Genomic DNA, 18,037 nt, shown 5'->3' on the forward strand with positions numbered 1-18,037 from the left:
AGCCGCGCACACTCTCTCCGCAACCGCGTCCGGGATCGCGTTTCTCCGCAACCTCACCATCACCGGCTGACTACACCACTCACCCCGCGCGACACCAACAACAAGATCAATACGAGACATCGCTTAGAACGCACGATCGGGTGCCGTGTTCGATGCGGCGCTACGGTCGCTCGACGCTTCGCGGTTCCCGCCCGCTCACTCGGCTTGGGGCACAGCGTGTCCGTCGGTGCGCGGGCCGTCGGTGTAGGCGTCGATCACCTCCTCGTGCAGGGCGGGCAGTGCGGGGACCGGCAGGGTGCCCGCGTTGGTGAGGCCGACGAGCAGCTGGCCGAGGTCGGTCCCGACGGCGAATGGGCATTGCCAGTCGATGTCGGTGACGACGAAGGAGCTCGGGTCTTCATTCGGAACCATGAGGTTCTGCGGGCAGTGTCTCCGTGGCGGTCGCCTGCGTGTAACGCCTCGAGCCGGTCGACCGGCTCCGTCACTCGCGCGGCGAGGGCCTGCTGCTCGCCGGAACGCCTCCCCGCGAGCCGGCCCTCGGCGTGCAGCCGCACGCGGGGCCGGGTGAGCCACCGAACCCTCCACCCACCGGCAGAGCAGATGCGCGGCGGGCGCGAACCGCGGCGGGTCCCGCTCGACGTCGGCGCTGAGGGATACCATCTCGCGGTTTGCACCATGAGCAGCGGCGATGCGACCTGGCAGGATGAGCTCGTGGTGCGGACAGACGTGATCGGCTGTGGTCTGGCACCGGAGATCGTTTCTGTCGACACCTTCACCCAAGTACAGCTCATGCGCCGATCACGCGCAGCCGGCGGGATGCGAGGACGCGGCAAGCTGGACCGGCGCACGTTCACCACCAGCCGGCCCTACCGCCTACGCGGTCGATTCCGCTGCACCCTCTGCGAGCGGAAGATGCTCGCCGCCACCATCCGCAACACCATCTACTACAGGTGCCTGGCACGCACCATCGCACCCGGCTCACCGGTGCTCACTGCTCACCCTCGGACGGTCAACGTCCGAGAGGATCACGTGAACGACCCGCTCAACGACTGGATCATGCAGGCCTACGACCGCGATCACATCAACCAGACCGTAGCCGCGATCGTCGCGGCGAACCCACGGCTGATCGCCGCGCGCAGCCAGCGCACGCGAGCCGTGGCAAAACTCAAGGACGCCGACAAGAGACTCCGCCGGCACCGGGCAGCCATCGAAGCAGGCGTGAACCCTGTCGCGCTCGTCGAGCCGATCAACGCGGCCGAGGCGGAGGGAGCGGCGGCGAAAGCCGAGTTGGAAAACCTGCCCGAGCCGAGCCAGGTAACGGCCGCAGAGATCTACGCCCGCATCGACATGATCGGCGAGCTGGGCACCAGCCTGTCGAGCGCACAGCCCGAACGCCTCAACAAGCTGTACGACGCAATTGGACTTGAACTGCGCTACGCACCGGACGAACAACGCGTCCACGTCTCAACGACTTTGCGTGTAGCTAACGAGTGTGTCCGAGGGGGGACTTGAACCCCCACGCCCTTGTCGGGCACTAGCACCTCAAGCTAGCGCGTCTGCCATTCCGCCACTCGGACCAGGTGTGCGGCATAGCCTATCGGACGGGTTGGGGGTCGCCCAACTGGGCTTGGGCGATGGTAGGAAGGGCCCGTGACCAGTGACACCACCGCTCAGGCGCAGGACGAGGCCGTCCAGCTCACCAGCGAGCTCATCCGCATCGACACGACCAACACCGGGGAGCCGGACACCACCGTCGGTGAGCGGGCGGCCGCCGAGTTCGTTGCCGGCAAGCTCCGGGCGGTGGGCTACGAGACCACACTGATCGAGTCCGGCGCACCGGGTCGGTCGAACGTCTTCGCGCGGCTCTCGGGGGCCGATCCGGACCGGGGCGCGCTGCTGATCCACGGGCACCTCGACGTCGTGCCCGCCGACCCCACCGAGTGGTCCGTGCACCCCTTCTCCGGCGCGATCCAGGACGGCTACATCTGGGGCCGCGGCGCCGTCGACATGAAGGACATGGTCGGCATGATGTTGGCCGTCGCTCGGCGGTTCAAGCGGGATCAAGTCACACCACCGCGCGACCTGGTCTTCGCGTTCGTCGCGGACGAGGAGGCGGGCGGCGCGCTGGGGGCGCAGTGGCTGGTCCAGAACCGGCCTGAGCTGTTCGACGGGGTTACCGAGGCGATCGGCGAGGTGGGCGGCTTCTCGATGACCCTCGCGGACGACCTGCGGGCCTACATGATCGAGATCGCCGAGAAGGGGATCGCCTGGATGCGGTTGCGTGTGCGTGGGCGCGCGGGCCACGGCTCGATGCTCCACGACGACAACGCCGTCACCAAGCTCGCCGCCGCCGTGACACGCCTCGGCACCCACCAGTTCCCCCTGGTCGTGACCGACTCCGTCCGCACGTTCCTGAACGCGCTCTCCGAACTGACCGGCGTCGAGGTCGACGAGGACGACCTCGCCGGCTCGGTGGCCAAGCTCGGGCCGTTCGCCCGGATCGTGGGCGCGACACTGCGCGATACCGCCAACCCGACGATGCTCAACGCCGGCTACAAGGCCAATGTCATCCCGTCCGTCGCCGAGGCCGTCGTGGACTGCCGGGTGCTCCCCGGCCGCGAGGCCGCCTTCGAACGCGAGCTCGACGAGATCCTCGGACCGGACGTCGAACGAGAATGGATCACCCACCTGCCCTCGGTGGAGACGACCTTCGACGGCGAGCTCGTCGAGGCGATGAGTGCCGCGGTCGTCGCCGAGGACCCGGGCGGGCGGACGATCCCCTACGTCCTTTCCGGCGGCACCGACTCCAAGGCCTTCCACACCCTCGGCATCCGCTGCTTCGGCTTCTCCCCGCTGAAGCTGCCGCCCGACCTCGACTTCCCCGCCCTCTTCCACGGCGTCGACGAGCGCGTCCCGGTCGAGGCGGTCCGGTTCGGCACCCGCGTGCTCGACCGCTTCCTTCGCAACTGCTGACGCTCAGCGACCGCAGACCCTCCGAAAGTCGGGTAGTTGAACCCTTTACTGGCGTGCCGCGTAACCCCAGTGACGCTCAGGCCCCAGAATCGGCACCCGACGTTACGGACTCAACCGGAGGAATCGTGCCCGAAACCATCACCGGACTTCCGCTACATCCACTCGTCGTGCACTTCGTGGTGGTCCTGCTGCCGATCGCGTCGCTGGGCGCGCTCCTCTGCGCGGTCTGGCCGGCCGTGCGGCGGCGGTTCGGCTGGCTGACCGTCGCGGCCGCGGCCGTGGCCACCGCGCTGGTGCCCGTCGCGACGATGAGTGGTGACAACCTCAAGCAGGGGCTCGGCGGCGGCAACCCCCTCATCGACCGGCACGAGGAGCTGGCGAGCCTCATGCTCTGGTGGGCGCTCGGGCTGTTCGTGGCCGTGACGGCGCTGATGCTGGTGCACAACGCGGCGCAGCGCCGGGCGGCGACGGACACCGGCTTCGACGAGCCCGGCGGCGGGGGCGGCCCGGTGGCGACCGAGACCCGGCGCTCGACCGGCCTGTCCGTGGCCATGATCGTGGCAGCGCTCGCGACCGTCGGCCTCGCGGTCGGCACCGGCGTCCACATCTACCGCGTAGGCGATGCCGGCGCCCGCACGGTGTGGGAGGACGTCGGCAAGAATCTCAAGTAGTGGGGACTAGATACTGAGCCCGGGCAGGAGGCCGACGGAGCGCCGCCGCTTCAGCAGCACCCGTCGGCTTCCGTCCGAGTACAGGCGAACGTTGGACAGCTCCCAGCCCGCGAACTCCGCATGGATGGAAAGCTGCGTGGCCGCTGCGCGCCTCGACACTCCGGGCGGTAGCCGCAACGGCCGATACTCCCAGTCCCCGTCAATCACCCCGTCTGCACTCATACGGCAATCACCTGAATTCCCTTTCCTGTGGCGGACGCGACGATCACGCGCCCGCTGATCGGGTCCACGGCAACGTTGTTCGGCTGCTCCACGGTCGGAAAGCGGTGCTTCTCCTCTGGCTCGCCGCCCGCGACGTCGAAGCCGACGACCTCGTTCGTCGCGGTGAGCGTCACCCAGAGCAGGTCCCGCTTCGGGTCGTAGGCGAGCCCGTACGGCGCTCCCGGCACCGGGTACCGCTGCCGCATCAGCAGCGGGTCCAGCGAGAACGCCATCAGCGCGCCGCCCTTGGTGTCGGCGACCAACACTCGGCCGAACCGGTCGGTCACGGCGTTCGTCGAGCCCTCGCCGGTGCGCAGCCCCTCGTCGACCGAGCCGGCCCGCACGTCGACCTCGAACAGCGCGTTGCGCAGCCGGTCGAAGACCACCGCGCCCTCACCGGTCGACAGCACCTGGTCGGCACTGGCGAGCCCGCCGCTGATCATCCGGTAGACCTTGTCCCCGCCCAGCACCGCGACGGCCTTGCGGTCACGAACGGCGACGAGCGTGCGGTCGCCCAGGTCCGCGGCGCTGACCGGCTCGCCACGGATGGCGGCCGGCGCGGTCGACCCGCCGGGCAGCGCGATTCGGACCAGCTCGCCGGACGAGCCGGCCGCGGCGAGCAGCGGGCCGCCGGGGCGGGCCAGGCTCAGCGTGTCCGCCGGCCCGGGCAGCGGGACCTTCCTTGGCGAGGCCGGCGAGCCGGCGTCGTCGAGCGGGTAGAGGAGCACCGCCGGCGGCTCGTCGACGGCGACCGCGAGCAACCTGGTGTCGGCGTCGACGATCATGGCGGTCGGCGTGCCGGGCAGCGCGCGCACCGAACCCGCCGGTTCGGCCGTGGCCGCCGGCGATCGTGCCGCGGTTGCCGCGGCGGGATCGTCCGACACCATCAGCTCGTCGCTGGGCTCGCCAGAAGAGCAAGCCGTTCCGACCGCGGCACAGCACCCGAGCACCACGACCACCATGCGACGCAACATCGACCTCCGACACGTTCGCCGACCCGACGGTGACGGCGCATGGTGGTCGAACACCGTGCGTCACACCGTCGGGACGTTCCCTCCAGCATGCTCCAAACCCGCCCGCGACGCTAACCCCTGTTTCGGGATGTCTGACGGCGGGTTCGGTTACCGCGCGTCAGTGCCGGCGGACGAGGCCGCTCGCGAGGTCGTAGACCGCCGGCACGATGTCCGCGTCGTGCAGCAGGCTCGACCGGCGCGGCAGCTCCTCGGCGACCCGGCTCGCCTGGTTGCGCACGCAGGCGGCGAGGAAGTCCGGCTGCTCCGGCGTGGCGCGCACGGTCGCCTCGATCGCCCGCGCCACGGTACTGACCGAGCCGGTGACCTCGCTCGTGCCGTGTACCAGCTCGACGGCCGCCTTGACCGCACCACAACCCGAGTGGCCGATCACCACGACCAGCCGCACGCCGAGGTGCTCGACGGCGTACTCGATGCTGCCGACCACCGCGTCGTCGAGGACCTCGCCGACCGCGCGCACGGTGAACAGGTCGCCGAGGCCCTGGTCGAACAGCAGCTCGGCGGGCACCCGCGAGTCGGCGCAGCCGAGCACGCACGCGAACGGCTGCTGTCCGGCCACCAGGCTCCGCCGGTACGCGGGGTCTTGGCGGGGGTGGGCGGGCAGGCCGGCGGCGAACCGCGCGTTGCCCGCGACGAGCCGAGCCCACGGGTCGCCGGACATCGCGGCGGTAGGGTCGGCGGCGGCCATGGGAGTCGACGCGGCGGCGCAGGCGAGGACACCGGCGCCGCCGAGGGCCAGCAGCGAGCGGCGGCTCAGGTTCGCGGAGTCCATGCCGGAGACGATTCCGACCCCGCGACCCGACTGCCAGCGGAGGCGGCCACGATCAGCCCAACGGGGTCAGCCGAGCCGGGTCTCCGGGTAGCCGAGCTCGATGTCGCTGACGTCGTCCAGCGCGGCACGGATCGCCGCCGGGAGGGTCAGCTCCTCGGACACGAGCGAGCCAAGCAGCTGCCCGGTGTCCCGCGCACCGACGACCGCGGAGGCCACCCCGGGGCGGTCGCGCACCCAGGCGAGCGCCACCGACAGGGGAGAGGTGGCGAGCCCGTCGGCCGCCGTGACCACGGCCTGCACGATGCGCGCCGCCCGCTCGGTGCGGTGGTGCTCGACGTAGGGCCCGTAGTGGGTGGACGCGCCGCGCGAGTCGGCCGGCGTGGCGGCGCGGTACTTGCCGGTGAGCACACCGCGGCCGAGCGGCGCCCAGGCCAGCAGGCCGATCCCGTGGTGCGCCGCGGCCGGGCCGACCTCGCGCTCGAGGCCGCGTTCGAGCAGCGAGTACTCCATCATCGTGCTGACGATCGGCGGGGCGAACGGCTTGGTGCGCTGCAGCTGGGCGGCGGTGCCGAGCTGCCAGCCGGAGTAGTTCGACACGCCGGCGTAGCGGACCTTGCCGCTGGACACCGCGTGGTCGACGGCGGCGAGCGTCTCCTCGATGGGGACCGCGGCGTCCCACGCGTGCAGCTGCCACAGGTCGACGTGGTCCACGCCGAGCCGGCGCAGCGACCCCTCGAGCGCGGTGAGCAGCGCGCCACGGGAGGCGCCGCCGCCGAACGGGCCCTCGTCGCGCCGGGCCACCGCCTTCGTGGCGAGCACGACGTCCTGCCGGGGCACCAGGTCGTCAAGCAGCGAGCCCAGGATCCGCTCCGCCTCGCCGTCGTTGTAGACGTCCGCGGTGTCGATGAGCGTGCCGCCCAGGTCGGCGAACGCGACCAGCTGGCTCGCCGCCTCGTCGGCGTCGGTGTCCTGGCCCCAGGTCATCGTGCCCAGGCCGATCCTGGACACGCGCAGCCCGCTGTGCCCGAGGTGTCGTTGCTCCACCGGGGAAGCCTATGCGGATGATCGTGTTGTCGCTGGCAGGCACCCCGGAGGCGAGTCGGATCGCCGGCCACGACAGTGGATAAACTCCACGGTCGTGGCGCAGCAACGGGGTGACGGCAAGCCCGAGGCGACGATCACCGCCGCCAAGATCGCTGTGGCGGGCACGATCGTGGCCGCGCTCATCGGGGCGACGGCCAGCATCACCGTCGCGCTACTGAACCAGGACTCCGACCCCGCGCCGGAACCTCCCGCAGCGGCCTGGCCCACCGCCACTCCCAGCCAGTCCGCCAAGAAGCTGTTTCACGAGTCCGCGCTCGAAGGCGACGGAGGCGTCCAGCAGATCCTCATCAACTACTACGGAATGAGCGCCGACCAGATCGAGGGCGTGGACTGCCCCGCCGACCAGGAGGTCGTGGCGGGCAACGAGTTCACCTGCACCATCGAGCTCGGCGGGGACGAGCCGGGGGAGACGACGGTCGACGTCACTGTCCGGAACAGCGCCGGCGAGTACGACGTCGGCGAACCGCGCAGGCGGTAGCGGTTCCCGCTGACAGGAACTCCCGTGGGGCGGGCCACGTCACAGGCGCAAGCGGACCTACCGTCGGTATGGTCACCGAATGCGACTCGGACTCAACCTGGGCTACTGGGGTGCCGGCAACGACGCGAACAACCTCGAGCTGGCCAAGGAGGCGGATCGGCTCGGGTTCTCGGTCGCGTGGGCGGCCGAGGCCTACGGCTCCGACGTGCCGACGGTGCTCGCGTGGGTTGCCGCGCACACCGAGCGGATCGACGTCGGCAGCGCGATCCTGCAGATCCCCGCCCGCCGGCCGACGATGGCCGCGATGACCGCGGCGACCCTGGACACGCTCTCCGGCGGCCGGTTCCGGCTCGGCCTGGGCGTGTCCGGCCCGCAGGTCTCCGAGGGCTGGTACGGCGTCAAGTTCGACAAGCCGCTCGCCCGCACCCGCGAGTACGTCGCGATCGTCAAGCAGGCGCTGCGCCGCGAGCGGGTCTCGTTCGACGGCAAGCACTTCACGCTGCCGCTGCCGGACGGGCCGGGCAAGCCGCTGAAGCTGATCGTGCACCCGGTACGCGAGCAGATCCCGATCTACCTCGCCTCGATCGGCCCCAAGAACCTCCAGCTCACCGGCGAGATCGCGGACGGCTGGCTGGCGATCTTCTACTCCCCGGAGTACGCCCGCGAGTCACTCGAGCTGATCCGGCAGGGCCGCGAGAAGGCCGGCAAGACGATGGACGGCTTCGACGTCGTCCCCACCTCGCCGCTGGTCGTCGGAGACGACTGGCAGGCCGCGGCCGACCAGGTCCGGCCGTACGCGGCGTTGTACGTGGGCGGCATGGGCAGCCGCGAGCAGAACTTCTACAACAACCTCGCCTGCCGGATGGGCTACGAGGCGGAGGCGGCCGAGATCCAGGACCGGTACCTGGCGAGGGACTACGCGGCCGCCGCGGCCGCCGTCCCGCTCGGCTTCCTGGACCAGACGTCGCTGCTCGGGCCGCGTGAGCGCGTCGCGGAGAAGATGCAGGCCCTCGCCGAGTCGGGGGTCACCACGCTGACGGTTTCGCCGGTACTGCAAGATCTCGAGCAAAGCATCACGGCCCTGCGGGTCGCGGTGGAGGCTCTGGATCTCGCGGGGGTTGGGTAGTTGAGCGGAGCTTGCGGAGCGAATAGTCGAACACAGGGCGACCGCGAGCGGCATCACCGAGCCTGCGAGGGGATGTCGTGAGCTGGCTCGAAGCCATCGTTCTCGGTCTCATTCAGGGACTCACCGAGTTCCTTCCCATCTCCTCCAGTGCGCACCTGCGCATCAGTGCCGCGTTCGCGGGCTGGGACGACCCCGGCGCGGCGTTCACCGCGGTCACCCAGCTCGGCACGGAGACCGCCGTGATCTTGTACTTCCGAAACAAGATCGGGCGCGTCCTGGTCGCCTGGTTCCGCTCGCTGCGCCGGCCGTCGACGTGGTCCGACGACCCGGACGCGCGGATGGGCTGGCTGGTGATCATCGGCACGCTGCCGATCGCGATCCTCGGCCTGCTGTTCGAGGACGAGATCGAGAGCGCGTTCCGCGACCTGCGCCTGATCGCGATGACCCTGATCGTGTTCGGCATCCTGCTCGGCATCGCCGACCACTACGGCCGGCGTGAGCGCGACCTCGACCACCTCACCGTGCCGCACGGTCTCGGCTTCGGCTTCGCCCAGGCGCTGGCGCTGATCCCCGGTGTCTCCCGCTCCGGCGGCACGATCACCGCCGGCCGCCTGCTCGGCTACAAGCGGGAGGAGGCGACCGAGTACGCGTTCCTGCTCGCCGTGCCCGCGGTGTTCGCCTCCGGCCTGTACCAGCTGACCGACATCGGCGGCGACACCGCACCCGCGTGGGGCCCGACGATCGTGGCCACGATCGTCGCGTTCCTGGTCGGCTTCGCGGTGATCGCGTGGCTGATGAGGTTCATCAAGACGCACAGCTACCTGCCGTTCGTCATCTACCGCATCGCATTGGGCGTGCTGATCCTCGTCCTCGTCATGACCGGATTGCTGGACCCCGAGGCCGGTCCGCTGGTGTGATCTACTGGCGGCCGTGGCCACCGTCGTACTGCTCCGGCACGCCCGCTCCACCGCCAACGGCTCCGGCGTCCTCGCCGGCCGCTCACCCGGCGTCGAGCTCGACGAGACCGGTCGCACGCAGGCGGATGCCCTCGTGGACCGGCTCGCCCAGGTGCCCCTCGCGGCCATCGTCTCCTCGCCGCTGCTGCGCTGCGAGCAGACCGTCACCCCGCTCGCGCAGGCCCGCGAGCTCGCCCCGGTCACCGAGGACTCACTGTCCGAAGTGGACTATGGAGAGTGGACCGGCCGGGAGCTGAAGACCCTGTTCAAGGAGAAGCTGTGGTCGGTGGTGCAGCAGCACCCGTCGGCCGCGGTGTTCCCCGCCGGCGAGGGCCTGGCGAACGTGCAGACGCGGGCGGTGGCCGCGGTGCGGGCGCACGACGCGCGGATCACCGCCGAACACGGCCCGCGCGCGGTGTGGCTGCTGTGCAGCCACGGAGACGTGCTCAAGGCGATCATCGCGGACGCGCTGGGCCAGCACCTGGACTCGTTCCAGCGGATCGTGGTCAACCCGGCCTCGGTGTCGGTCGTCCAGTACACCGACACGCGCCCGTTCGTGCTGCGGGTCAACGACACCGGGGGCGAGCTCGCGAGCATCGTGCCGCCGGAGCCGGAGCCCGCGGGGGACGAGCCGCCCGCCGGGGACGCGGTGCCGGGAGGGGCCACCGGTCGCTCCGCGTGATCATGTGACGACCCTCCACGACACCCGTCACGATATGGGTGAAATCCGCAGGTTCGGCGGGGTGGCTGTGCCAGTATTCGTGCACCATTTGCGCTCCGCCATGGCGGACCTTCGAGGAGATTCCATGACACAGCCATACGGCCAGCAGCCGGGCGGCAACAACCCGGGCGGTGGCGGGTTCCAGCAGCAGCCGGGCGGCAACTATCCAGGCAGTGGGGGGTTCCAGCAGCAGCCGGGTAGTGGTGGTTTCCCGCAGGCCCCCCAGGCGCCGAACTACCAGCAGGGCTACGGCAGCATGCCGCAGGCGCCGCAGGAGTACGGCGGCCCGGTCACCCGGCCCGGCGGGACGACGGCCGCGGCCGTGCTGGCCTTCGTGCAGGGTGGCATCACGCTGATCACCTCCGGCATCCTGATGCTCGGTCTCGCCGCGATCGAGTCCGTCCGCGACGAGGCGGAGGCATCGGCGGGCGGCATCGACATCGGCGCCGGCCTCGCCGAGGCCTGGATCGTGTCGATCGTGCAGCTGATCGGCGTCGGCCTGCTCATCTACGGCGGCGTGAAGCTGATGGCGGGCACCGCGGGGCCGCTGTTCATGATCGCGATGGGCCTGCAGATCGTCCTGTGCATCTACTGGATGGTCCGCGGTGCGGCCCCGGTGGTCCCGGTCGTGTTGATCGTGATGCCGATCGTGGCGCTCGTCTTGTCGCTCGGCTCGGCGAACAAGGCCTACGTCGCGTCCAGGACCGGCCCGCCTAGGTAGCCAACAACTCGAGCTGGGCGAGGGAGATGGTCGGGGTGCCGGTGTTCTCCGTGATGTCCAGGCGGTAGTGGACGTACGAGCCGGGGCTGGCCACGGCGAACGCCCTCGTCTGGCGGCGCCAGGGGAAGGTCTCCCGACTGCGCTCGTCCAGCACCACCCAGTTCGACCCGTCGACCGACCCGCGCAGCGTCCAGCTGCGCGGGTCGTCGCGTTTGGTGCCCGAGGTCAGCGTGTAGAACCGCACGGTCGCCGGGTCGACCGTGGTTCGGTAGCTGATCCAGGCGGTCGGCGACTTGAACACGACCTGGGTCTGGCTCGTGTCGTCGAACAGCGCCGACACGTTCACCCCGTCGCTGCCCTCGCCGAAGCCCTCGTCGGTGATGTCGTGCATCGGCTTCGGCAGCGTGTCCGCACGGGTGATCGACGGCGGCAGCGCGTCCGGCCCGCTGCCCCAGCCGCTCGGCGCGGGGCCCAGCTCGAAGTCCAGCACCGCCCCGTTCGCGAGCATCTCGTGCGGCAGGTAGGCCTTGTCATAGGACTCGCCGTCGACCCGCAGCCCGGTCACGTACACGTTGGCGGGGCTGTTGTTCGGCGCGTTGACCACGATCTCGGCCCCGTTGGCGAGCGTCACCGTGGCCTTGCGGAACAGCGGTGAGCCGATGACGTACTCGGGGCTGCCGACCCGCAGCGGGTAGAAGCCGAGCGCGCCGAACAGCCACCACGCGGACATCTCGCCGTTGTCCTCGTCGCCGAGGTAGCCCTGGCCGATCTCGCTGCCGGAGTAGAGCCGGGCCAGCACGTCGCGCACCTTCTCCTGTGTGCGCCACGGCGCGCCGGCAAAGGCGTACATGTACGGGATGTGGTGCGAGGGCTGGTTGCTGTGCCCGTACTGGCCCATCCGCACGTCGCGCGCCTCGGCCATCTCGTGGATCGCCCGCCAGTACTTCCCCCGCGCCCGACCGGTCTCCGGCGTCGCGAAGAACTCGTCGAGCTTCGCGGCGAGCGCGTGCCGGCCGCCGTGCAGGCCGGCGAGCCCGGCGCCGTCGTGCGGCACGCTGAACGCGGTGTTCCAGGCGTTCGTCTCCACGTAGTCCCCGCCCCACGCGCGCGGGTCGAACTGGTTCGCCGAGTACCGCCAGTGGCCGTTGTCCCGCCGCCCCTGGAAGAAGCCGGTGCTCTGGTCGAAGGAGTGGACGTAGTGCAACGCCCGGTCGAGGAAGTACTCGTGGTTGTCCTTGTCGCCGAGCATCGCCGCGAGGTTGGCGATGCCGAAGTCGTTGAGGCAGCCCTCGAGCGTCCAGGACAGGCCGGACTCGGTCGAAGCGGGCGTGTAGCCGAGGAAGATCGACCGGCCGAGTCCCTTGCGGCCGACCGAGTCGTCGGGCGGGGCGACCGTCGCGTTGCGCAGCGCCGCCTCGTAGGCGGCCTGGACGTCGAAGCCGCGCACGCCCTTGAGGTAGGCGTCGGCGAACGCCACGTCGGAGCTGGTGCCGGTCATCAGGTCGGCGTGGCCGGGGGAGGACCAGCGCGAGATCCAGCCGCCGTCGGTGTACTGCTGGACGAACCCGGCGATCAGCTCTCCACAGTGGACGGGGTCGAGCAGCGCGTGGGCGGGCCAGGCCGTGCGGTAGGTGTCCCAGAAGCCGTTGTTCACGTAGGCCCGGCCGGACACCAGCGCCGCGCCGGTCTGGGTGGGCGTGTCCTTCTTGGCGGGCTTGGTGAACGGGCTCGCATAGGCGTGGGCCGGCGCGTCGGCGGTGCCGGTGTTCTCGTGGATGCGGTTGGGGTAGAGGTGCAGGCGGTAGAGGTTGGAGTACAGCGTGACGAGCTGGTCCTCGCTGGCGCCCTCGACCTGGATCCGGCCGAGCCGTTCGTCCCAGGCCTGCGCGGCGCGCTCGCGCACGGTGTCGAACGTGTCGTCGTCGGCGATCTCCAGCCACAGGTTGCGCCGGGCCTGCGACACGCTGATCAGCGAGGTGGCGACCCGCATCGTCACGGTGGTCTCGCCGGCCGGGTCGGGCTCGAAGCGCAGGTAGCCGGTGACCCGCCGGGTGAACGGCCATCGCCACAGGTGTCCGCCGCCGGCGACCGGGCGGTCGAAGGTGGCGTGGAAGAACATCCGGGTCGCGCCGGCGGACAGTCCACTTCGGACGTCCGAGTAGCCGGACACGGTGCCGCCGACTGGGTCCAGGGTGAGCCGACCCTGCCGGCCGATGTTGTCGAAGATCAGGTTGGCGTCCTCGCCGGGGAACGTGAACCGCAGCAGCGCCGCGTGGTCGGTGGGCGCGATGTCGGCGCGGATGCCGTTGGTGAACCGGACGCCGTAGTGGTGCGGGCGGGCGATCTCGTTGCGGTGCCGGAAGGTCAGCGCCCGCGCGCGGCGCCCGGCGCGCGGCCTGCGGGCCGCGGCCGAGGGGAGCACCTGGAAGGTCTGCCGGTCGCCCAGCCAGGGACTGGGCTGGTGGCTGACCGACAGGGCCTGCACCGCCGGCAGGTTCCGGTCGTTGTTGTGCCGCTGGTAGCTGTAGATCCAGTCCAACGCGGCGGCGTCGGTCACCGGGGTCCAGAAGTTGAACCCGTGTGGGAGGGCGGTCGCGGGAAGGGTGTTGCCGCGCGAGTAGCCGCGGGTGGAGTTGGTGCCGCGGGTGGTGACCACGTAGTCGGCGGGCCGGCGCGGCTCGGGCCGGGGCCGGTCGACGATCGCGATGTCGTCGACCCAGCCGGCGAACTCCGCGGGACCGGTCGGGCTGTCGTAGCCGAGCAGCACCTTGGCCACCACCTTGCCCTCGGCGACCTGGCCGATCCGCACCGACCGGTGGTTCCACTGGCCGGGCGCGAGCGCGCGGGACTCGCCCTGCGCGCGTGGCGTCCAGCCGAAGCCGAGCTGGTCGGTCAGGCCGAGCTCGGACAACCGGGTGCCGTCCTCGAAGGCCAGGTCGACGGAGACGAAGGTGCTGGGGTAGCGCAGGTCGTCGCCGAGCAGCTCCGGGAAGATCACGTACGAGAGCTCGGTGTCCCGCGCGACCAGCATGTCGACGAGGAACAGCTTGTTCACCACGTGCGCGGGCCCGCGGGCGGCGTGCGAGCCCTGGAAGCGCAGCGCCCGGGTGCCGGTGAAGCCGACGCCAGCCTTCGCCGTGTAGGGCTTCGCGGGACCGCCGCCCTCGCGGGTACTCATCGTGGCGCCGGCCGCGCGCCGGCCGTTCTCGCCGATGTCGACGACGTCGATCCAGGTCAGCGGGGGGTCGGTGTTCTCGAACGACGAGAAGAAACCCCGAGCACTCATTCCGCGACGCTCCTCACACACTAGATCGCCCTAGATCGCCCGTCGGTGGCGCATGATCCTAGAGACACGCAAGGAGGCACTCATGCACCCCGCCCGCCGGCTGTGGACCGCGCTGGAGCCGATACACGGAGTCGTCTACTTCGCGCCGGGCGTGCGGGACGCCGGCGTGGGGATCGGCCTGCGCGGGTTCTGGATGACCTACTTCGCCTTCCGCGCTGCGCCGCTGGGCCCGGTCGGTGCCGGCGCGGTGGTGGCCACCTTCGCCGGGTTCGAGCCGTCCATGGTGTTCAAGGCGCTGCCGGACGCCTGGTCGCGCGCCGAGCCGGCCAAGTGCCTGGCCACACGGGCGGAGGTGTCGACGGCCGCGCTGCGGTCGGCCGGCATGGCCGAGGACGCCTGCGCCGAGGCGGTGTCGCTGCTCGCGCCGGTGGCCGCGTCGATGGACCCGACCGGGCGGGCGCTGTACGCGGCGAACGCCGAGCTGCCGCTGTCCGACGACCCGGTCGCGGGTGTCTGGCAGCTCGCGACGTCGCTGCGCGAGCACCGCGGTGACGGGCACGTGGCGGCGCTGCTGGCGGCCGGCGTCACCGGGCTCGAGGCGCTGGTGCTGCAGGTCGGCGCCGGTAAGTTCTCCGCGGAGCTCCTGCGCTCGGTGCGCGGCTGGTCCACCGAGGACTGGGACGCGGCCGCCCGCGCGCTGCGGTCGCGGGGGATTCTGGGCGAGGACGGCGTGCTGACCGCGTGGGGCAAGGAGTTCCTCGACGCGATCGAGGAGCGCACCGACGAGCGGGCCTGGACCGGTGGGCTCGCTGCGCTGGGCGAGGACGGCGTCGAGCGGGTGGTGGCGACGCTGCGGCCGTCGGTGCTCGAGCTGTGGGAGTCGGGCATGCTGCCGGAGGTCAACCCGACCGGGCTGCCACCCGGGCCACTTGCTTGACGACCTGCTGCGTCGCGGCTGGCCCGCACTGTCCGAAGTAGACATCGCGGGCTGGGTGGCGCGGGTGTCGGGCGGGGTGACGCAGCGGGCGAACTCGGTGGCGCCGCTGGCCGCGCCGCCGAACGTGGCCACGGCGCTGGACGAGGTCGAGCGGCACTACGCCCGGCACGGCCTGCCGGCGATCTTCCAGCTGGGGCCGACCGTGTGTCCGCCGGATCTCGACGACCGGCTCGCCGCGCGCGGCTACCGGTTCGGCTCGCCCACGTCGGTCGAGGTGGCCGACGTTCCCACTGTGCTCGCGGAGCTGGGCCGGCCGGCCGGCGAGGTGTCGGTCGAGGACGAGCCGTCCGAGGAGTGGCTGGACCTGTGGTGGTCGGTCGACGGCCGGGGCGACGAGGCGGCCCTGGCGGTGGCGCGGCGGATCCTGTGCGGCGGGCCGGCGCGGTACGCGAGCGTGCGGGACGCGGCCGGGGTGTCGGCGGTGGCCCGGCTCGCGGTGGTCGGGGAGTGGGGCGGGCTGTACTGCATGGCGGTGCGGCCGGACGCGCGGCGGCGCGGGCTGGGCTCGGTGCTGCTGGGTGGGCTGCTCGCGCGGGGCGGCGTGCGGCGGTGCTGGCTGCAGGTGCGCGAGGACAACCCGGTGGCGCGGGCGTTCTACGCGCGGGCCGGGTTCACCACGGCGGCTCGGTACCACTATCGAACCCAGCCGGGCTAGTCCGTCAGACCCGACCTAGACCGAGGACAGGAAGCGGTCGAGCACGTTCACGCCGAAACGCAGACCCTCGACCGGGACGCGCTCGTCGACGCCGTGAGCCATCAGCCGGTGGTCGAAGTCCTCCGGCAGCCACAGCGGCGCGAACCCGTAGCAGTCGATGCCCAGGCCGACGAAGGCCTTCGCGTCGGTGCCGCCGCCCATGCAGAACGGGACCACGATCCCGCCGGGATCCTCGCCCTCGAGCGCGGAGGCCATGGCGGCGAACCACGCCGAGTCGACCGGCGCCTGCACCGGCGGCTGGATCGCCAGGAACTCGCGGGCCACGTCCGGGCCGAGCAGCCGATCGATCTCGGCCAGCAACTGCTCCTGGGTGCCGGGCAGCACCCGGGTGTCGACCTGGGCCTGCGCGACCCCGGGGATGACGTTGACCTTGTAGCCGGCGCTCAGCACGGTCGGCGTCGTGCTGTTGCGCACGGTGTTCTCCGCAATCTTCGCCGCGGGCCCGAACCGGCGCAGTGTCGCGTCCACGGCGTCGTCGCAGGACAGGTCGACCTCGAAGCCGAGTGCCGCGCCGGTCCGCTCGAAGAACGCGCGCACCGCGGGAGTCAGCACAACCGGCCACCGGTGGTCGGAGATCCGCTGCAGGGCGGCGAGCAGCTTGCGCACGGCGTTGTCGTCGTTGCGCCGCGAGCCGTGCCCGGCCCGGCCGTTCGCGGTGAGCAGCAGGTGCGCGGTGCCGCGCTCGGCGGTCGCCACCGGGTAGAGCCGCACCGGCTCGCCGGTCGCCGACGCGGCGCGGACCGTGTACCCACCGGACTCGCCGATCGCCGCGGCGACGCCGTCGAAGCGCGACCGGTGCTCGTCGACGAGCCAGTGCGCGCCCCACAGGCCGTTGTCCTCCTCGTCGGCGACGAACGCCAGCACGAGGTCCCGGCGCGGTCCGCGGCCCTCCGCCGCCCACCGGTGCAGCACGGTGAGCACGGTGGCGCACATGTCCTTCATGTCCACCGCACCGCGGCCCCACACGAACCCGTCGCGAATCTCGCCGGCGAACGGCGCCACCGTCCACTCGGCCGGGTCGGCGGGCACCACGTCCAGGTGGGCGTGCACGAGCAGCGGCGGCAGCGACGGGTCCGACCCGCGCACCCGGGTCAACACGTTGCTGCGCCGCGGCGAGCGCTCCAGCAGCTCCGGCTCGAGGCCGACCGCGGACAGGTGCGACGCGACGAACTCGGCCGCCTCGCGCTCGCCCTCGGACTCGCCGCCGCCCAGGTTCGTCGTGTCGAACCTGATCAGCTGCGAGCACAGCTCCTCGACGTGGGGTTCACCCATAACTGCCCTCCACAGCACCGCTCGCGATGGCGGTGACCACCTTGAACGCCTTCATCGCCTCGGTCATCGACGGCGCGTCGAAGCCGACCCGGCGCACCTGGAGCTGGTCCACGGTCGGCACGACCGCGGCGGCCGCGGCGAGGTGCGCGGCGTCGAACTCCACCTCGATCCGGTGCCCGGTCGCCGACCCGGCGAAACATCCGGCGCGAGCCATGCCCAGGTGCGCGGCCTCGGTGATCATGGCCGCGGTCACCGCGGGCGGCGTGCAGATCGCGGCGTACCGGCTGACGCACTCCTTCACCGCCACCGCGTTCGCGTCCGGGGCGTACTCGGCGGCGTCCGCGCAGGTCAGGTCGTCGCCGGTGACGAGGAGGACGGGCACACCATGCTCCGCGGCGAGCGCGGAGTTCAATCGGCCCTCGCTCGCCCGCACGCCGTCCAGCCACACGCCGGTGATCTGGTTCGGCAGATAGGTGTGAGACAGGACACCGTCGAGGCCCGCGGCGGCGTGGTAGCCGAGGAACACGACGCCGTCCATGCCGCTGTCGACGCCCTGCATCATCGACAGTGGCTTGTGCCGGCCGGTCAGCATCCGCGCCCGCGTGTCGAGCTCCTCGAGCAGGAGGTTGCGCTGCGCCGAGTGCGCCTCGTTCACCAGCACGTCGGTCGCACCGCCGGCGAACAGGCCCTCGACGCAGGCGTTGACGTCACCGGTGAACATCTTCCGGAACCGTTGCCACTGCTCAGTCCCCGGCTCGACGTCCGCGGTCCACGTGACGCCGGTCGCGCCTTCCATGTCGGCCGAAATCATGATCCGCACGGACCCCACGTTACGTCTTGGTACCCGTCGCGGACACTCATTGACTTTTTCAACCCGCAGATGGTTACTTCCTCTCAACTATCAGGAAGAGGTGATCATCGTGAGATCGAGGCGTGCCGCACTCGGTATCACT

Annotated in this window: 18 protein-coding genes and 1 tRNA gene; 10 read left to right on the top strand and 9 right to left on the bottom strand. The window is 71.3% G+C overall.

The genetic code is table 11. The annotated features are described in order from the left end of the window. Positions 1-195 precede the first annotated feature (195 nt). On the bottom strand, positions 196-411 hold the full coding sequence (locus tag ACRDSK_RS11520; protein ID WP_431440264.1) for a hypothetical protein: 216 nt from the start codon (positions 409-411) through the stop codon (positions 196-198). Positions 412-675: 264 nt separating this feature from the next. Between ACRDSK_RS11520 and ACRDSK_RS11525 the strand changes: the two genes are divergently transcribed. Next, positions 676-1,512, top strand: a complete 837-nt coding sequence (locus ACRDSK_RS11525; protein ID WP_431440265.1) for a hypothetical protein — start codon at positions 676-678, stop codon at positions 1,510-1,512. Here ACRDSK_RS11525 and ACRDSK_RS11530 read toward each other — a convergent pair. After that, positions 1,494-1,577 (bottom strand) — tRNA-Leu (locus tag ACRDSK_RS11530). The two genes, ACRDSK_RS11525 and ACRDSK_RS11530, sit on opposite strands and share 19 nt — an antisense overlap. 73 nt (positions 1,578-1,650) lie before the next feature. Between ACRDSK_RS11530 and ACRDSK_RS11535 the strand changes: the two genes are divergently transcribed. Both ACRDSK_RS11535 and ACRDSK_RS11540 read left to right on the top strand, forming a co-directional pair. Next, a complete protein-coding gene (locus ACRDSK_RS11535) occupies positions 1,651-2,973 on the top strand; it encodes a M20/M25/M40 family metallo-hydrolase (RefSeq protein ID WP_431440267.1) in 1,323 nt (440 codons plus the stop codon). Between the two features lie 125 nt (positions 2,974-3,098). Continuing rightward, a complete protein-coding gene (locus ACRDSK_RS11540) occupies positions 3,099-3,644 on the top strand; it encodes a DUF2231 domain-containing protein (protein ID WP_431440268.1) in 546 nt (181 codons plus the stop codon). A 6-nt stretch (positions 3,645-3,650) separates the two neighbouring features. Here the strand turns inward: ACRDSK_RS11540 and ACRDSK_RS11545 are convergent, their stop codons facing one another. The 4 genes from ACRDSK_RS11545 to ACRDSK_RS11560 form a co-directional block, all read right to left on the bottom strand. Beyond that, positions 3,651-3,866, bottom strand: a complete 216-nt coding sequence (locus ACRDSK_RS11545) for a DUF5703 family protein (RefSeq protein WP_431440270.1) — start codon at positions 3,864-3,866, stop codon at positions 3,651-3,653. Beyond that, positions 3,863-4,879 carry a YncE family protein gene (locus tag ACRDSK_RS11550; RefSeq protein WP_431440272.1) on the bottom strand — a complete coding sequence of 339 codons (1,017 nt, stop codon included), beginning with the start codon at positions 4,877-4,879 and terminating at the stop codon, positions 3,863-3,865. Before ACRDSK_RS11550 ends, ACRDSK_RS11545 begins: the two co-directional genes overlap by 4 nt. Before the next feature lie 157 nt (positions 4,880-5,036). Further along, the gene (locus ACRDSK_RS11555; protein WP_431440273.1) at positions 5,037-5,708 is read right to left on the bottom strand and encodes a carbonic anhydrase; all 672 of its coding nucleotides are present in this window, start codon (positions 5,706-5,708) and stop codon (positions 5,037-5,039) included. 66 nt (positions 5,709-5,774) lie between these two features. Then, positions 5,775-6,752 (bottom strand): aldo/keto reductase, encoded by a 978-nt coding sequence (locus tag ACRDSK_RS11560; RefSeq protein ID WP_431440275.1) that lies wholly within the window; start codon positions 6,750-6,752, stop codon positions 5,775-5,777. Between the two features lie 94 nt (positions 6,753-6,846). Between ACRDSK_RS11560 and ACRDSK_RS11565 the strand changes: the two genes are divergently transcribed. The 5 genes from ACRDSK_RS11565 (at position 6,847) to ACRDSK_RS11585 (ending at position 10,814) form a co-directional block, all read left to right on the top strand. Beyond that, complete coding sequence (locus ACRDSK_RS11565; protein ID WP_431440277.1) at positions 6,847-7,290, top strand: DUF4333 domain-containing protein; 444 nt, start codon at positions 6,847-6,849, stop codon at positions 7,288-7,290. A gap of 79 nt (positions 7,291-7,369) precedes the next feature. Then, entirely contained in the window at positions 7,370-8,416 is a 1,047-nt protein-coding gene (locus ACRDSK_RS11570; protein WP_431440278.1) for an LLM class F420-dependent oxidoreductase, read from the top strand. A 77-nt stretch (positions 8,417-8,493) separates the two neighbouring features. Next, positions 8,494-9,333, top strand: coding sequence for an undecaprenyl-diphosphate phosphatase (locus ACRDSK_RS11575; RefSeq protein WP_431440280.1), 840 nt, complete (start codon positions 8,494-8,496; stop codon positions 9,331-9,333). Positions 9,334-9,346: 13 nt separating this feature from the next. Further along, positions 9,347-10,054, top strand: coding sequence for a histidine phosphatase family protein (locus ACRDSK_RS11580; RefSeq protein ID WP_431440281.1), 708 nt, complete (start codon positions 9,347-9,349; stop codon positions 10,052-10,054). A 124-nt stretch (positions 10,055-10,178) separates the two neighbouring features. Next, entirely contained in the window at positions 10,179-10,814 is a 636-nt protein-coding gene (locus ACRDSK_RS11585; protein ID WP_431440282.1) for a hypothetical protein, read from the top strand. Here the strand turns inward: ACRDSK_RS11585 and ACRDSK_RS11590 are convergent. Further along, entirely contained in the window at positions 10,807-14,100 is a 3,294-nt protein-coding gene (locus ACRDSK_RS11590) for a GH92 family glycosyl hydrolase (protein ID WP_431440283.1), read from the bottom strand. The genes ACRDSK_RS11585 and ACRDSK_RS11590 overlap by 8 nt on opposite strands. An 82-nt stretch (positions 14,101-14,182) precedes the next feature. On the opposite strand from ACRDSK_RS11590, the gene ACRDSK_RS11595 reads away from it, so the two are divergent. Both ACRDSK_RS11595 and ACRDSK_RS11600 read left to right on the top strand, forming a co-directional pair. Continuing rightward, entirely contained in the window at positions 14,183-15,037 is an 855-nt protein-coding gene (locus ACRDSK_RS11595) for an SCO6745 family protein (RefSeq protein ID WP_431440284.1), read from the top strand. After that, complete coding sequence (locus ACRDSK_RS11600; RefSeq protein ID WP_431440286.1) at positions 15,030-15,752, top strand: GNAT family N-acetyltransferase; 723 nt, start codon at positions 15,030-15,032, stop codon at positions 15,750-15,752. Before ACRDSK_RS11595 ends, ACRDSK_RS11600 begins: the two co-directional genes overlap by 8 nt. Before the next feature lie 15 nt (positions 15,753-15,767). Here ACRDSK_RS11600 and ACRDSK_RS11605 read toward each other — a convergent pair whose 3' ends face one another. Beyond that, positions 15,768-17,084 (bottom strand): M20/M25/M40 family metallo-hydrolase, encoded by a 1,317-nt coding sequence (locus ACRDSK_RS11605; protein WP_431440287.1) that lies wholly within the window; start codon positions 17,082-17,084, stop codon positions 15,768-15,770. Further along, positions 17,077-17,904, bottom strand: coding sequence for a M55 family metallopeptidase (locus tag ACRDSK_RS11610; RefSeq protein WP_431440289.1), 828 nt, complete (start codon positions 17,902-17,904; stop codon positions 17,077-17,079). The genes ACRDSK_RS11605 and ACRDSK_RS11610 overlap by 8 nt, the downstream gene beginning before the upstream one ends. Positions 17,905-18,037 lie beyond the last annotated feature (133 nt).

Origin of the sequence: Actinophytocola sp. (genome assembly GCF_050699915.1) — a bacterium.
Lineage (GTDB): Bacteria > Actinomycetota > Actinomycetes > Mycobacteriales > Pseudonocardiaceae > Actinophytocola.